A 17,221-nucleotide genomic window follows, 5' to 3' on the forward strand; every position below is an offset into this window, starting at 1 on the left:
TGATAGAGCCCGTGCGTGGATGTGAAACCAGTGCATGGGAACAATCGAGGGTGGATAGTGCCTATGCAGTGATTAGCAAACGGTCTTTGGGAACAACCAGTTGTTAGAATAGGAGTTTCATTCTGACAAAAATAAGGTAAAAAATGAAAACCTGTCAGTATAAGAGCCTCATTTATTCTAAAAAGCATGCCCCATCAAAATTTTCCCAGTGGGACATGCTATAAACAGGATGTTTAGATTTGTAAGGGGGGCATTCTCCGAAAAAAAGTCCCTTTCCCCGGCGTCCTGGACTTATAACTGCAGCCCTGTCCACTGCCAATAGGTAAAATAAAATAGCATCATGATTACTATATAAAGCGGCATTAATAGGAGACTAATTTTTAATAGACTGCTTGCATCATATGAAATATTTCCCTCCTCATAAAAGAGAAGCAGTGCTTTGGAGCTCACGGGAAAGGTCACACAGTAGTTCATTCCTATTAAACTTAAAAAAACAACGGTTGAAGGATTCGCACCTATTGTTTCACTAAACAATAATAAGCCTGGAATAAAGACAATGGCACGTGTGGTATGTGATGTAATATATAAATGGCTTGTCACTGTTACGAGTAAGATGACGAAAACAATCAGCGATTCCGGAGCGTCTGAAAACAGATGGAGAACGTTTAGCATTTCATGTTCCATCCATTTCACTACACCTGTATCCACTAAAACTTTTCCAAGTGCAGCGGCTGCAGCAACAAATACAATCAAATTCCATGAAACGGACTTCATTCCTTGTTTCCAGCTAATGATCCCATAATTCGGCATCATGGCTAAACTCGCACCAATCATCGTAATAAAAGCAATATCATAGCCATGTATACCCTCTGATACCCAGCCTGCTATTAACAGGATAATCAAGATTAACGTCTTTTTTTCTGTTTGATTCATGCTTTTTTTCAACATGGATTTGTCTATCGGTGGATTAACTTTTTGTACCTGTAATCCATGCTTCGGCCAAAGGATCCATTTTACGGCAAAAAAAGAAAGAAGCGTCATGACGATAGCAAAGGGTAAGCCCCATATAAACCACTGAATAAAAGAAATCGATTGATGAGCGGTAGTCTCCAGTAACCCAATTCCAATTAAATGGGAACCTGCTCCTATAAGAGTAGCGGACGTGCTTGTTAAAATGATAATAGGTGCTAAAATACTCAATACCCGTTGCTCTTTATTTGTAAAAATGTCACGTAACTGATTAATGATTGGGATGGACAGCGCTGCCCGACCAGAAGTAGACGGAATAAAAAAGACGGATAAAAATAAAACGGAACTAACTCCAGCGAGCACATGGCTTTTTTTCCTCGATTGACTCAATATGGTTAAGGTTAACCTTTCTGCTAACCCGGATTCTTTTACTGCTTCACCGATGATAAAGGAACCAATCATCAGCCAAACTACTTCCTCGGATAGTGAATGGTATAATAAATCAGGTTCTGCCCCATTCATGAGGATGATAAACAAGATAAGAGAAATGGCTGTAAGTCCCGCTGGTATTTTTGTTGTTATCCACAGTGTCATCGCGGATAAAAAGGAAAACAAAGCAATCTTTGAGCGATAGTCCAGGCCATCAATGAATAGAATGCCCGCCAACATGAAAACATGCATCATAATGATGACAGATGGTTTTGACAATGGAAGAATCGACGTTTTTAAAGGGTGATGCTTTTCGATTCTTCTCTCCATTCTTGTTAACATATTAGATAGACACTTTCTTTATCGATTTTCTTTGTGCTATTGCCCAGCCAATCGCAACTTGCCGTAATACGGACTCCGTACTTTCTTCTATCCATTTTGGTGCTTTTTTCATGGCCTGTTCCAATGACGTTGGTTTTTGAATAATACTGATATAAGCGTCTATACCTGCTTGATAGTTTAAAGCGGCTCCTTTTCCGATTGTTCCAGTAATGGCAATGACCGGGATATGATTCTTTTTCGCAATACGTGCAACCTCCGCTGGAATTTTTCCATTTGGAGTCTGAAAATCTAAACTACCTTCCGCCGTAAGAACGATATCTGCTGCTGAAATTTTTTCTTCTATATTAATAAAGTTCATAATGATATCGAATCGGGGATGTAAGGTGGCATTCGTGAATGCAAGCAGTCCGGCACCTAGCCCGCCAGATGCTCCGCTGCCTGGCAATGAACGAACATCTAGCCCTGTTGCAGCTTGAATTAAATCGGCATAATGTTCTAACGCTGATGATAAGATTTCCACTTGTTTTGAAGTGGCTCCTTTTTGAGGTCCAAATACTCGTGCAACGCCTTTTTCCCCGCATAATATGTTCTTCCAATTACACGCAACATCAATAGGTACATTCTCTAATCGTCTATCCAAATGGTTTGTACGGAGAGAATCAACTTTTAATAAATCTTTGCCACCCTCGATATGTACGATTTGGTGTTTTTTATCAAAAAATTGAATGCCTAATGCTTGGGCCATTCCTGCTCCGCCATCTGAAGTACCAGAGTCGCCGCAGCCAATGAGGATTCGATCTACTCCTAAATCCAGGGCGGATAGAATCAACTCTCCTACCCCGTAGGTAGTGGTTTTTAAAGGATTTCTTCTATCGCGAGGCACAAGCTTCAACCCAGATACCGCTGCCATTTCTATAACAGCAATCCGTTCTCCATTTTCTTCAAAGAGTCCAAAGTAACTATTGATTTTCTTACCGACCGGTCCTGTTACCTTTTTAAAAATGAGGTCACCGCCTTTAAGGTTAATAATCGTTTTGGCAAATCCTTCACCTCCGTCAATCATAGGTATTACTTCCGTATCAATGGACTGATCAAAACGTCTCACGCCCCGATCCATTGCTAGGGCTACTTCCTCCGCATCCAGACATTCCTTAAAACCTGAGGGAACGATTACAATTTTCATTTACAAACTCCTCCTAAAAAACTTTGATACTCTGTAATGTACTATCGAAAGATTAGAAGATTATGAGAGATTCATTAGAAATTGGGTAGGATAGGGAGGAGGGGCAGCAATGACAATCTTAATGGAAACAGGACCGTACAAGAAAAGGAAATATAAGGGGAGGGAAAGTAAGCGGAATCTTCGTCCTTATGGTGAAGAAAAGACGTATAGATGAGGAACCTGCCACCTTGTTCGCCTTTGGTACATATCGGATTCCTACCAAGCCGATAAGGGACAATGGCATGGGGGACAGATGGAGCCTTTAGTCATTTTTCTAGTAAAATTATCCTAGTTTAGAAGCAATCTAAATGATAAAATAGTACTCGTAATATAATGATAATACATAAAGTCATCGAGAGAAGGGTACAAATGAAGATAAAAACAAAACTTATTTTACTAGTTGCATTATTCGTTTTTGGTATTCTCATTTCTGGCAGTTTGGCCATTTTTCAAATGAGTGCATTAGAAAAAGCTTCTCGCGAAATAGAAGAATATCGTTCGCTGCAATTAACATTAAAATCGATAGAATACCGTTTTACGGGCGTTTCTAACGACGAAAGAGCTTTCCTGTTAACGGGTAATGAAGAATTGGTAACAGGAACGGAAGAGAAAGTAAAAGAACTAGAGCAATATTTTACACAAGCAAAACAGGTGCAGATGGACAGTGAAGGAACACAACAGCTAGGAGAAATACAACAAAACCTGAAAGTTTACTTTGAATCACATAATAAGATGGTGGATGCTTATAGAAATGGAGAAGAGGAAGAGGCATTAGCCATTCATATGGAAGAACAAAGACAAATTCGAAAAGATTTAGTCGACCCGAGTGTGGAGAAATTGATTGCTGAAGTAACAGAAACCATTGAAGAGAAAGCAAAATCGCTAGAAAGAATTCAAGGTATTAGTTCCTTTATTCTGTTTGCAACGATGATTATTAGTGTTATCAGCGGAATATTTATTTCATATTTAATTATAAAATCTATCACCAAACCAATTATGATTATGAATGCACGATTAAAGGAAATTGCAGAGGGTGAGGGTGACCTTACGCAAGAGATAAGCATTAAGACACGGGATGAATTAGGTGAAATGGCTTCTTCGTTTAACCTGATGGTTGGGAAATTAAGAGAATTAATTAGACAGGTGGCTGTTAATGCGGAGCAGGTCGCAGCAGCATCAGAGCAGCTGTCAGCCAGTTCAGAGGAAACGACCAAAGCAACTGAGCTCATTACTTCAACAGTCCAAGAGGTGGCTGTAGAAACAGACAGACAGATTCAAAGTTTGGATGAGTGTGATCAAACGATTCAAGAATTATATTCTTTAGTAAACGATGTGGCTAGAAGTTCAGCAATCGTTTCTCATTCATCCATCCAAGCATCGGAGAAGGCTGTTGACGGCAACCATTCTGTCATCCAAATTATTGACCATATGGACGATATTAGTAAGACCGTGAATTATCTGTCTCAAAAGGTAATTAAACTGGGAGAACGCTCCGGCGAAATTAATGAAATCATTCGAGTGATCAGAGGGATTGCAGATCAAACAAACCTATTAGCCTTAAATGCGGCCATTGAGGCAGCGAGAGCGGGTGAACAGGGACGAGGCTTTGCGGTTGTAGCTGATGAAGTGAGAAAGTTAGCTGAGCAATCTTCAGAGTCTGCGGGGCAGATTTCTTCACTAATTTCAGTCATAACAACAGATACAAACGAAACAGTTGAATCGATGAATGAAACGACCATTAAAGTTTCAGATGGAATCCAATTTATCCAGAATGTCGGAGGTTCATTCAAACAAATTGAACAGGCCGTACAAGAGGTTTCATCTCAAATAAAAGAAGTAACAGCCATGGTTCAGCAGCTGTCAGCAGGAACAGAACAGATAGTAGGCAGCATAGGGGTTGTGGCTGAGGTATCTGCAGCTGTAACAGGCGGGACTCAAAATGTATCTGCATCCACTGAGGAGCAATTAGCTGCAATGGAAGAAATAACAGCCTCCTCAACATCCTTAACCACCATGGCAGAACAATTACAAGAATTGATTAAGAAGTTCAAGATATAGAAACAAAGAGACTGTTCGACTCTGGCCTAGAAAGATAGATGATAGCGGCCAAATGAGACAAAGGCACCTCGTCCTGGGACGAGGTGCCTTTTCTATAGGTTACTTAGTATTTAAACTGTGAAACCACTCCATATAATTCTTCTGCCATTTTGGAAAGAGATTTTGATGAAGTTGAAATTTCATCCATTGATGATAATTGTTCTTCTGTGGAGGCCGCTACCTCTTCAGACGTTGCAGCATTTTCTTCAGCTATGGCTGAAAGCTCATTCGCAATAGCGGTCACTTCCTCAATGGAGGCTGCCATTTGTTGAACTGCTGCTGAAACCTCCTCCATTTGCGGAGTGATTTCATTGGTTGATTGGATAATATTATTAAATTTAACGATGGCATCCTGTGAAATCTGAACACCTGTCTGAACATCCTTCATCACCCGTGTCATAACGGCAGCAGATTTTTCGGTATCGTGCTGAATTCTTTCAACAATATGATAGATTTCCTTTGCATAATGCTGGGATTGTTCTGCTAATTTACGAACTTCTTCTGCGACAACGGAAAATCCCTTTCCATGTTCACCGGCACGGGCGGCCTCAATGGCTGCATTAAGTGCAAGCAAATTCGTTTGATCTGAAATACCTGTAATCACATCCACAATAGAATTAACTTCCTTTGAACGTTCGTTAAGAGTTTTGATAATGAGGTTGGATTCTGTTACCGTTGTATAGATGGATTGCATTTGTGCCACGGTATCCTGTACTGCTTGTCCCCCATCCTCTGCATATTGTGAAGCATGCTGGGAAAGTTCTGCTACCTTTGAGGAATTCTCTGCAATCTTCATGACACCTTGTGAAATTTCCTGTAAGGACTGCGTATTCTCTTCCATCTTATGCGTTTGTACTTCTGCGCAGGCTGAAACCTCCTGAATCGCTGTCGCCACTTGTTCAGTAACTAAGCTGGTTTGACTGGAGCTAGCAGATAATTCTTCAGATGCATCTGTTACTTGCTTTGCGCTTGTTTCTATTTTTTGAACTAAATTTCGCAGGTTATTCTGCATTTCATTAAAGGCCAAGCCTAATTGTCCAATTTCATCATTCGTTTTAATTTCAATGGCTTCTGTTAGATTTCCCTGACTGATGGTTATAGCCTTTTCCTTAATTTTATTGAGAGGCCGTACAATCGATCGAATAATAAAGTAGACAGCGAAAGAACCAATTAAAACGGAGAGCAGCATAACGATGACAGTTGTTTTGAGAATAGTTGACGCACGTTCACTAATCTCAGAGGAGACAAGATTGCCAGCAAGCTTCCAGCCTGTTAATTCATTGGTCATAAAACTCATGATTTTCTGTTCACCATTAAGGGTATATTCAAATGTGCCTTTTTCTTTTTCATAAAACTGATTGTAAAAGTCCTCAGATGTGTCACTTCCCCCTGCCTGTTCCGGATGAGAAATGAATTTCTTGTTTCCATCTAATAGCATGGCGTAGCCGCCTTCACCGACCTTCACCTGGTTGGTCAAGTCTTGTAAGAAAGCTAAGTCGATATCGACTGCAATGACAGATGACCCTCCTTTGGTGGTTTGTGAAATAGTGACGACCATCCCGTTTGTACTGGCCGAAATATAAGGGGGCGAAATCACTACTTTGTCCGTTTGAGCCATTGACTCCTGATACCAAGGTCTTTCTCTTGGATCATAATTCGGGTCCATTGCGACGTCCGGTTCTTGGATGAATGCCCCGTCTTCAGTACCTACATAGATATTAGTTACTTCTGGATGGAACTTAATATATTGATCAAATTTTTCATGAAGGTCTGTTATATTGCTCTCCTCATTTAGCTCTGCCGGAATGGTTTGGGCAAAGTGCTCGACGTTTTGAATCTTGGATTCTATTTCATTATTAATCGTTTTATTTAATAGATTTAAATTTTCATTGATTCCTGCTACTACTTCATGTTCGACTGTTTCCTTAGCCGTTACAAAAGAAAATCCTCCTACAACAATGATGGGAATAATTAAAATAAGGGCAAAGGCGGTAATTAGTTTTGTTCTAATATGTTTGAATTTAAAAGGATTGCTTTTAAAGCGGCTTGTTTTCATATGCTTAACCTCTTTTTTAATATTTTTACAGAAATACGATGGAACTTAGTGGAGAGTGTTTATATATTTTTCACAAAACAGGCCAAAGTGACAATCATTACCCCGATGAAAAAATAAATACATAAAATATACTACATTATATCTATATAATTATCTATAAAATTTATAGGAGATAAGTAGTATAATCTGCAGTAACAATGATTCCTGAGAAGGTATCTAAATATATCCAGCCTATTAAATCGACATAGGAATTTTTTTCTATCATGTACGGGTAGTAAACATGGTTCTTCCGCTAGATATTTGACTCATCCGTGTGAAAAGTCCTTTTCACACGCCTTTCAGCTCTGCTGAAAGGTTGCGATATGGTCAAATATCCACTAGTATATGTCGAAATATTAAAAAGGACATATTTAAATAACCATGCCTAGTATATCGCTAAAGTCTTCAGCTTTCCTTATGTTAATATGGTAAATATTATATTTATAAAAAAATTATCTTTACAGGACTGGAGGGGGATCGCATGACTGAGAATATTTTTTGGAATGAAAAAGGACTTCAGGATCGGGAGTTTCTAAGGGTGAGCAATTGGATGACGCCGGATCCTCATTTTGTGGTAAGTGGAGAGTCGATTGAACGTGTTGTAGAGAAGATGGATTCGTTGAAGGTGGATTGTTTACCTGTAGTGAATGCTAATCATCGGTTTATTGGAATAGTTACTTTAAAACAATTATTTTCTTATCTTCTATATGGAAAAAACCGTGAGAGCGTTGTCGATGAGATATTGTTGAAAAAGGTTGACCGTGTGCAGCCGACTGATCTAGTTATCGATGTTTTTTCTGTTCGTTTCGAACAGATACCTGTCCTTGATCGCAGCGGAATCTTAGTAGGTATATTAAATCGCAGGGATATCCTTGATGGCTTATCAAAATATATCTATCGCTTAGAACAAAGACAAAACGCTGCCGAGGTTCTTCATGAAATTTTGGAAAGCGCGTATGAAGGCATTGTTGTGGTGGACGGAAACGGAATCATTCAGGAAATGAACGGTCGGTATTGCCGCTTTATTGGACTGAAAAAGGAAGAAGCGATTGGTCGGCATGTTTCGGAAATCATTGAAAACACAGGCTTACATGTCACTGTGACAACCGGAATTCCGGAACGGGGGGTGCTGCAGAATATTCAAGGCCAGGATATGATCGTTCATCGGATTCCGATTTGGAAGGATGGAAAAGTTGCTGGGGCCATCGGGATGCTAATCTTTGAAGGAGTGACTGAGGTTTATAAAATTTATGAAAGTTTGCAGGAGAGCCATCAGAAGAAAAAGGTGAAGAAAGAGCTGCTAAGCTTTCAAAAAGAAAAGGACAGCCGCATTACGCTTGATGATATTATCGGGACAAGCACTGAAATCCAGAATGTTAAACGGATTACGAGAAAAGCGGCAAGAACCTCTGCTACGGTGTTGATTTCAGGGGAGAGCGGGACAGGGAAGGAAATGTTTGCGAAGAGCATTCATCATTTAAGTCCTTTTTCAAATGGTCCATTTATAAGTGTCAACTGCGGTGCGATTCCTGAGCATTTATTTGAATCGGAGCTCTTCGGTTATGAAGAAGGTGCTTTTACCGGAGCGAAAAAAGGCGGGAAGCCGGGGAAGTTTGAGTTGGCAAACAATGGAACGATTTTTCTCGATGAGCTGGGAGAAATGCCGTCGCTCATGCAAACGAAACTATTACGAGTTCTACAGGAAAAAGAAGTCGAGCGTGTTGGTGGTGTGAAAAAATATTCAATTAATGTCCGAATTATTGCGGCCACGAACCGCAACCTATTGCAAATGGTATACGAAGGAGGATTTCGTGAGGATCTATACTATCGTTTAAACATTATTCAAATTCATATTCCTCCGCTGCGCGAACGGAGGAAGGATATTCCCATCTTAATGGCCCATTATTTAAAGGTATTATGCGATAAATACCAAATCACAAGGAAATCCTTCACATCTGAAGCGGTGTCTGCTTTTATGGAATATTCTTGGAGAGGAAATATACGTGAATTGGTGAATACGATTGAACGATTAGTGACCCTGACAGATGAAAATTCAATCGATATCTCTCATTTGCCTAGCTATATTATTGAGGAAACAACTGCACAGATAGAAGGTCCAAAAGGCGGAATCATTACGGAGGTGTTTGAAAGTGACCTCCCTAAAGATAGGAGAGCAGGGGCGTTCGAAAGCAATCTTTATGATGATAGCCGAGCAGAGCTCCATCAGCCGATTCTGGCTGCTGCGACAGTGCTTGAGGAAGCAAAACAAATCGGAGACCAAAAAGAGAAAGAGTTGATTATTAAAGCTATCAAATCCGCAGGCGGGAATAAATCGCAGGCTGCGAAAATCTTAGGTATCCATCGAACCACCCTCTATCAAAAGGTGAAAAAATACGGAATTCACTAAATTCCGTATTTTTTGTTGTTTTTATGTAGTTGAATAACTACATAAAAACAACAATTGTAGTGTTGTAACTACACATTTCTAACTATAAAACTTTAATTTTAGTGGTTTTTAAAGTTGGCACGGTACTTGCATATAGAAATAGTGAAAAGTAAAAAAATATAAAAAATTTGAAAAGTGGAGGAACTGTCTATGCAAAGCGTTGCCGTTTTACGATCACCAAAATCTATTTTTTATGGTAGAGAGGCTTTCAAACAGGTAGGAAAGGAAGCTGCCCTAAGAGGAACGAAGGCACTTATTGTAAGTGATCAGATCATGAATTCACTGGGTTATGTGAAGGAGTGCCAAACCTTGCTCGAAAAAGAAGGCGTTTCCAGCGTTACATATCTTGGTGTTGTCTCTGAGCCAACCGATCAGTATGTTGATCACTCATTAGATCTTTTTAAAAAAGAAAATTGTGATGTGATCATTTCTGTCGGTGGGGGAAGCTGCATTGACACTGCCAAGGCGGTCGCTGTTCTTGCGACAAACGGGGGATATATCGGCGATTATATGGGCGGAAAGAAAATAGCAAATCAGGCTCCTGTTCCACACATTGCTATTCCTACAACCGCTGGTACCGGCTCTGAAGCTACAGATGTAACCGTTATTACGAATATCAAGGAAGACATCAAAATGATGGTCAAGCAGCCTGCATTTATGCCGGAAGTAGCTATTGTTGATGCGCTGCTGACGCTTTCATCACCGAAAAATGTAACAGCCGCAACAGGAGTGGATGCCCTGTGTCATGCGATTGAGGCGTATATCTCAAAGAAGGCTCAGCCAATGACTGATACATTTGCATTATCTGCCATTAAATTAATTGTTGGAAATCTGTTAACCGCTTACAATGAGGGTGAAAATGTGGATGCCCGCGAAGCGATGTCACTTGGTTCCCTTCAGGCAGGAATGGCTTTCTCAAATGCCTCTGTTTGTTTAGTACACGGTATGTCAAGACCAATCGGAGCTCTATTCCATGTTCCGCATGGCATTTCCAACGCGATGCTGCTTCCGGCCGTTCTTGAGTATAGCAAAGAAGCGTGCATTGACCGTTTAGCGGATATCGGAAGGATTTTTCAGCCGAATGCAGAGGTTTCTAATGAGGAGGCAGCAGAAATTGCCGTTTCTTCTATTAAAGAGCTATGCTTGCAGTTAAATATCCCGAATTTAAGAGGCTGGGGAATTGATCAGAACGTCTTTGAAGAAGTTCTTGATAAAATGGCTGTTGATGCGATTGACAGTGGAAGTCCTGGTAATAACCCGCGAGTTCCAAGTCATCAAGAATTAATCGAGCTTTATCGAATTTGCTTCGATTACCAGCTCGCATTACAAGAAAATACATTATAAATAATAGTAATGTGAATTTGGGGACAGGGGAGAGATAACATGTTAGAAATGCTGGGGTTGATTGCATCACTTATACTTTTAATGTACTTAACGATGAAAGGCATCAACATTATCGTTGCCGCTATTATTAGTACCATCCTTGTTGCAATAACAGGCGGTCTGAATTTAGGAACCGCACTGTCAGAGCATTATATGACAGGATTTACAGGGTATTTTAAGTCTTGGTTTTTAATTTTCCTACTAGGGGCAATTTTTGGGAAAATCATGCAAGAAACACTTGCTGCAGATAGTATTGCGAATTGGGTTAAAAACACGCTAGGACCATCGCGCGCCGTTTTTGCGGTTGTTGCTGCAGCGGCGATGATGACATACGGCGGAGTTAGTTTATTCGTAGTTGGATTTGCGGTGTATCCGATCGCTGTTTCCTTGTTCAGGGTAGCGAATCTGCCGCACCGTTTTATACCGGCTGCACTAGTATTTGGTTCAATCTCCTTTACAATGACGGCACCGGGCTCACCGGAGATTCAGAACTTAATTCCGACTGAGTTCTTTGGTACAAAGCCAACGGCAGGCGGAATTATTGGGGTGTTAATGGCATTCTTAATCATGATAGTCGGCGGCATCATGCTTGGCAGAATGGTCAAAAAAGCGGTTCAAAATGGAGAAACCTTCTCCTTGCCGAATGAAAGTGGACATAACGAGACAGCAGCGGCACTGGCTGATGAAGAATTAGAGGCACAAAAGCCTTCGCATTCAACAGAGCCGAAGGAGCTGCCAAATATCATATTTGCCTTTTTACCATTAGTAAGTGTGATTGCACTTCTAAATATTGTTTCGAATTTTACGACACCGACAACAGCGGCGCTAATTTCATTAACAAGTGGAATTGCAATTGCCTGCCTGTTAATGTTTAAATTCCTGAGAGGTTTTTGGAATGCGTTAGCTAAAGGTTCACAAGATGCTCTTGTGGCGGTTGCTAATACATGTGCCGTAGTTGGATTCGGTAGTGTGGCTGCGCAAGTATCTGCCTTCCAATCACTTGTCGATGCATTATTGAATATTCCAGGACCTCCGTTAATGGGCTTAGCGATTGCTGTAACGTTAATCTGTGGAATTACTGGCTCAGCTTCAGGCGGTTTGGGAATTGCCCTGCCAATCCTAGCACCAGTGTATATGGCGCAAGGTATGGACCCAGGTGCGATGCACCGTATTTCAGCGCTTGCTTCAGGCGGACTTGATTCATTACCACATAACGGATATGTTGTTACTACTATTCGAGCTATTTGTGGTGAAACCCATCAACGTTCTTATTGGCCGATCTTCATGCTAAGCGTTGTACTACCGACTATTGTCTTAATATTAGCTACATTCTTATATACCATTTTCTAAGAGTTTGACTTAGTATACAACAAAACCTGTGGGGACGAATTCTAGGGTAATAGCAACCGTCTATTGTTCCAGAATTCGTACTTAACAGGTGGCAGGCGGGCGGGAAGTGAAACAAGGAAGTTCCACTTTTTAGTGAGTGGAACTCAAGGATGACATTCGTTTGTTATGAGGGAAACCTCACCAGGCGAAGAAGCTATTTTTAAAATAATCATTTAACTTTAATAAAAGGGAGAGTAATAGATTATGACTACAACAACTGTAAAAACGTTAAAGAATTTCGTGGGCGGCCAATGGGTAGAAGCTAAGACTGATAAATATGAAATCGTTGTGAATCCAGCTACAGGTGAAGAAATTGCACAGGTTCCACTATCTACTCGTGAGGATTTAGACGCTGCGGCTGCAGTGGCAAAGGAAGCATTCAAGACATGGAGTAAAACGCCGGTTCCAAAGCGTGCCCGCATTCTGTTCAAATACCAGCAGTTATTAATAGAGAATTGGGAAGAACTTGCTAAGTTAGTAACAATCGAAAACGGGAAAAGCTATAAGGAAGCTTACGGCGAAGTACAGCGCGGCATTGAGTGTGTGGAGTTTGCTGCAGGCGCTCCGTCTCTCATGATGGGTAAACAGCTTCCGGATATTGCTTCTAATATGGAATCTGGAATGTACCGTTATCCTGTTGGAGTTGTTGGCGGTATCACTCCATTTAACTTCCCGATGATGGTGCCTTGCTGGATGTTCCCGCTTGCCATTGCGTGCGGAAATACATTTGTCTTAAAGCCATCTGAAAGAACACCATTGCTTGCGAACCGTTTAGCCGAGTTATTTACAGAGGCAGGACTTCCAGAGGGTGTATTAAATATTGTTCACGGAGCACATGATGTAGTAAATGGCCTGTTAGAAAATAAAGATATCCCAGCGATTTCCTTTGTTGGTTCTCAACCGGTTGCGGAATATGTATACAAAACAGCTGCTAACAATGGCAAGCGCGTACAAGCTCTAGCAGGAGCAAAAAACCACTCCATCGTTATGCCTGATGCCAACCTTGATTTAGCTGTAAAAGAAATCATCGCTGCAGCTTATGGTTCTGCCGGTGAAAGATGCATGGCTTGTTCTGTTGTTGTAGCTGTCGGCGATGCAGCTGATACATTGATTCAGACGCTGAAGGAAAAGGCTGATGAAATCAAAATCGGAAACGGCATGGAAGAGGATGTATTCTTAGGACCTGTTATCCGTCAGCAAAATAAAGAAAGAACAGTACAATACATTGAAATTGGCGAGCAGGAAGGTGCTACATTAGTTCGCGACGGCCGCTTGGATGCTGCTTATAGTGAAGATGGCTACTTCGTTGGACCAACTATTTTTGATAATGTAAATCCATCCATGAGAATCTGGAAAGAGGAAATTTTCGCACCAGTACTATCTGTTGTTCGTGTAGAAACTCTTGATGAAGCAATTGAATTAGCTAACCAATCTGACTTCGGAAATGGTGCATGCTTATTCACACAGGATGGAAGCAACGTTCGTAACTTCAGAGAAAATATTCAAGCAGGTATGCTTGGTGTTAACGTAGGAGTACCAGCACCAATGGCCTTCTTCCCATTCTCTGGTTGGAAGAATTCATTCTACGGTGATCTTCACGCTAACGGTTCTGATGGCGTTGAGTTCTATACAAAGAGAAAAATGCTTACTGCACGCTGGTAAGATAGGTTTTGAGGGGATTTAGAGCGGCAGCCTGCTTATCTGAATGAAAAAGAGGATGCTCACTTATGGGCATCCTCTTTGCGTTGTCGTGGAAAAGCTTATGTTTGTTTCTTCCTGGTCATCCTTCTAGAATATAGGTGTCTCTTGACGTTTTCTAAACATTCTTGCTATGCTATCACCATTGTGAATGAGCGGATGCTGCTTGATAAAAACGAAATGAAATCCGCCCGATGGAGGGGGTTTAGTGAAGGTCATACGAAATCAATTAACCAATCTAACGCGTAAACAAATCGTGCTGTACACTCTTCTGATTCTGTTTTTTATATCTTCTATTATATTTGTTAACTATAATTATTCTTTTTACAAGACACCTATCGCTAAGATCATTGAAACGGACCTGCAGGAGACTACAGAAACAGTAGACCATTTTCAGAATAAGGATCAGGTAATCACACAGCATCTTACAGCACAGTTGAAAAATAGGAAAGAGAAGGGGAGACTAATCCATTTAACTAATGAATACTCCGCTTCCGGTGCTTATGACCATGCATTCCAGGCTGGTGATGAAGTGTTTGTGACTATCGATTCGAACAGTAAAGAGCTGACTGGAACGATTAAAGAGGTAAAAAGGGATAAATATCTGTTGATGATGATATGGGTGTTTGTTTTTACTTTATTAATGGTTGGTCAAAAGCAAGGCTTGTTCGCGATTATCAGCTTGGCCGTTAACGCGGTATTATTATCCTTTGCATTGGATGTATATATCCAGACATCGGGGACTAGTTTATTGTTAATCTGCAGTATTAGTGCAGTTTTATTCACCGTTATATCACTGTTTCTCGTGAGTGGGTTTAATGAAAAAACATATGCGGCAATTATTGCTACGCTTCTTGGAACGTTTCTGTCACTGCTCATTACTTATTTGGTCATGGAGGTCACGTCAGAAAAAGGCCTTAAATATGAGGAAATTCAATTTATCACGAGGCCCTATCAGATGGTGTTTATGGCTGGGTTATTCATCGGTTCACTAGGAGCTGTCATGGATGTTGCCATTACCATGTCATCTTCGATTTTTGGTGTGTACGAAGAGAATCCCAGGATTTCAGCGAAAGCTCTGAGAAAGTCAGGATTGGATATTGGAAAAGACATCATGGGAACGATGACTAATATTTTATTTTTTGCTTATATTAGCGGCTCCATTCCGATACTGATTTTATATTTGAAAAATGCCAATCCACTAGGGTTTACGCTCTCAATAAATCTTTCCTTGGAATTGGCACGGGCATTGGCAGGAGGGATTGGCATTGTGTTAACCATTCCAATCGGTCTTTATACGGCCATTTTTTTCGTTAATCGAAAGAGGGCAAGAGGATGAATGTATTAGTCGTATTGGCAGTTATTTTATTTATATTAATGACGCTTATTGGAGGGAAAAAGGGAGCAAAGTCATTTTTGGCGATATTCTTTAACTTTGCTGTTCTCCTTCTGATTATTTTGTTGATGAACGACCCTAATCTTGATCCAATCATTTTAACGTTCATTGCCTGTATTCTGATTAGCTGTATTACGCTCTTCTTTATTAATGAGGTCAATAGCAAAACAACCATTGCCTTTCTCTCAACGCTTATTACGATTGTGATTTTGCTCTTTTTTATTGTCGTTGTGAACAAAATGGCCATGATTCAGGGTTTTGGAGAAGAAGAAATCGAGGAGCTTAGCAGTTATTCTCTTTATATTGGAATTGATTTTGTTAAAATTGGCGCTTCCGTCATTATCATGAGTACCATTGGTGCGATTGTGGATGTGGCGATTTCTATTGCTTCGCCTATGAGGGAAATCTATCTTCATAATCCGTCCATCAGCCGGAAAGCCTTGTTTAAAGCAGGCATCAGCATCGGGAAGGATATTCTTGGAACAAGTGCGAATACGTTATTCTTTGCTTTCTTTGGCAGCTATTTGGGATTGTTGATTTGGTTCAAGGATTTATCCTACTCGTTAGGGGAAATCGTCAATTCTAAAATCTTTAACGCTGAAATGATTACCATCCTTTGGGCAGGAATAGGTGTGGCCATGAATATCCCTATCACTGCTTGGATTACGGCTGCTTTCTTAGTGAAGAAAAAAGAGGAGAAAACAGGCTGACCATTTGAACTCCGCTTTTAGTAGAATAAGGGAGGATAATGTATTTTATTATTAAGCACTTGCTTAGGCGAGTGTTTTTAATTTTTATAAAAAATTAAAAATTTTGGGACAGGGGATCTGTCCTTGTATTCCACCGGACATTATTTTATATTACAATAAGATTTAGAGTTTTCGAATAGTTGGTGTTAATTTTTATAAAAATATATGTCGAGGTGATTGTTGTATGAAACTAACATACACAGGTAAAACAAAGGATGTCTATGCATTAGAGGATGGAAATTATTTATTGAAGTTTAAAGACGACGTGACGGGTGTGGACGGAGTATTTGATCCAGGAGCTAACACAGTCGGACTAACTTTAGAAGGTGCGGGCCGTGCGGGTTTACGCTTAACAAAACACTTTTTTGAAATTTTAAAAGAAAAAGGGATTCCTACGCATTATATTGATGCTAATATTGAAGAAGCAACAATGACCGTCAAGCCTGCTGAAGTGTTTGGAAAAGGATTAGAAGTTATTTGCCGCTTTAGAGCCGTTGGCAGCTTCCTGCGCAGATATGGTTTATACGCAGAAGAAGGGCAAGCACTTGACGCATTTGTAGAAGTGACACTCAAGGACGATGGTCGTGAAGATCCTCCAATCAGCGAAGATGCGTTAGATATGCTTGGCATTCTTTCTAAGGATGAATATCAAGTATTAAAGTCACTGACTCAGCAAATCGCACATGTTGTGAAGGACGAGCTTGCAAAGAAAGAGATTGAGTTATACGATATTAAATTTGAATTCGGCCGTGTTGGCGAGAGTAAAGAAATTGTTTTAATCGACGAAATCTCCGGCGGCAATATGCGCGCGTATAAAAACGGAGAGTATATTGAACCGCTTGAGTTAGAAAAAATGTTTTTGTAAAAAATAGTGCCTGCGCCTAGTGCTGTATTGAGCTCGCTAGGGGCAGGCATTTTTCATTGTGTACGGTCTGAGGGTAGGCCTGATTTTGACAAAGAAAGCGAGAAAAGCCGAAGCAGAGTCTGAATCCTAGCTTCCTTCGGA

11 protein-coding genes are annotated in these 17,221 nt (G+C 40.5%); 8 read left to right on the top strand and 3 right to left on the bottom strand.

What is annotated here, in order from left to right; translation table 11 throughout:
• Positions 1–291: 291 nt before the first annotated feature.
• Both F4V44_RS26700 and F4V44_RS26705 read right to left on the bottom strand, forming a co-directional pair.
• Positions 292–1,740, bottom strand: a complete 1,449-nt coding sequence (locus tag F4V44_RS26700) for an SLC13 family permease (protein WP_150443014.1) — start codon at positions 1,738–1,740, stop codon at positions 292–294.
• Position 1,741: 1 nt separating this feature from the next.
• Positions 1,742–2,923, bottom strand: coding sequence for a glycerate kinase family protein (locus F4V44_RS26705; protein ID WP_150443015.1), 1,182 nt, complete (start codon positions 2,921–2,923; stop codon positions 1,742–1,744).
• A 408-nt stretch (positions 2,924–3,331) separates the two neighbouring features.
• Between F4V44_RS26705 and F4V44_RS26710 the strand changes: the two genes are divergently transcribed.
• Positions 3,332–5,020, top strand: coding sequence for a methyl-accepting chemotaxis protein (locus F4V44_RS26710; protein WP_191090876.1), 1,689 nt, complete (start codon positions 3,332–3,334; stop codon positions 5,018–5,020).
• Positions 5,021–5,123: 103 nt separating this feature from the next.
• Here F4V44_RS26710 and F4V44_RS26715 read toward each other — a convergent pair whose 3' ends face one another.
• On the bottom strand, positions 5,124–7,115 hold the full coding sequence (locus tag F4V44_RS26715; protein WP_150443017.1) for a methyl-accepting chemotaxis protein: 1,992 nt from the start codon (positions 7,113–7,115) through the stop codon (positions 5,124–5,126).
• Between the two features lie 520 nt (positions 7,116–7,635).
• Here F4V44_RS26715 and F4V44_RS26720 point away from each other — a divergent pair.
• The 7 genes from F4V44_RS26720 (at position 7,636) to F4V44_RS26750 (ending at position 17,080) form a co-directional block, all read left to right on the top strand.
• Positions 7,636–9,561, top strand: coding sequence for a sigma 54-interacting transcriptional regulator (locus tag F4V44_RS26720; protein ID WP_150443018.1), 1,926 nt, complete (start codon positions 7,636–7,638; stop codon positions 9,559–9,561).
• 189 nt (positions 9,562–9,750) lie between these two features.
• On the top strand, positions 9,751–10,944 hold the full coding sequence (locus F4V44_RS26725; RefSeq protein ID WP_150443019.1) for an iron-containing alcohol dehydrogenase: 1,194 nt from the start codon (positions 9,751–9,753) through the stop codon (positions 10,942–10,944).
• Between the two features lie 39 nt (positions 10,945–10,983).
• Complete coding sequence (locus tag F4V44_RS26730) at positions 10,984–12,333, top strand: GntP family permease (protein ID WP_150443020.1); 1,350 nt, start codon at positions 10,984–10,986, stop codon at positions 12,331–12,333.
• A gap of 243 nt (positions 12,334–12,576) precedes the next feature.
• The gene (locus F4V44_RS26735) at positions 12,577–14,034 is read left to right on the top strand and encodes a CoA-acylating methylmalonate-semialdehyde dehydrogenase (protein ID WP_150443021.1); all 1,458 of its coding nucleotides are present in this window, start codon (positions 12,577–12,579) and stop codon (positions 14,032–14,034) included.
• Between the two features lie 244 nt (positions 14,035–14,278).
• A complete protein-coding gene (locus F4V44_RS26740) occupies positions 14,279–15,409 on the top strand; it encodes a YibE/F family protein (protein WP_150443022.1) in 1,131 nt (376 codons plus the stop codon).
• Positions 15,406–16,176 carry a YibE/F family protein gene (locus tag F4V44_RS26745; RefSeq protein WP_150443023.1) on the top strand — a complete coding sequence of 257 codons (771 nt, stop codon included), beginning with the start codon at positions 15,406–15,408 and terminating at the stop codon, positions 16,174–16,176. Before F4V44_RS26740 ends, F4V44_RS26745 begins: the two co-directional genes overlap by 4 nt.
• A 223-nt stretch (positions 16,177–16,399) precedes the next feature.
• Positions 16,400–17,080, top strand: a complete 681-nt coding sequence (locus F4V44_RS26750; RefSeq protein WP_150443024.1) for a phosphoribosylaminoimidazolesuccinocarboxamide synthase — start codon at positions 16,400–16,402, stop codon at positions 17,078–17,080.
• The last annotated feature ends 141 nt before the right edge of the window (positions 17,081–17,221 follow it).

The sequence above is a fragment of the Niallia endozanthoxylica genome, from assembly GCF_008710145.1.
Taxonomy (GTDB): Bacteria; Bacillota; Bacilli; order Bacillales; family Cytobacillaceae; genus Bacillus_BD; species Bacillus_BD endozanthoxylica.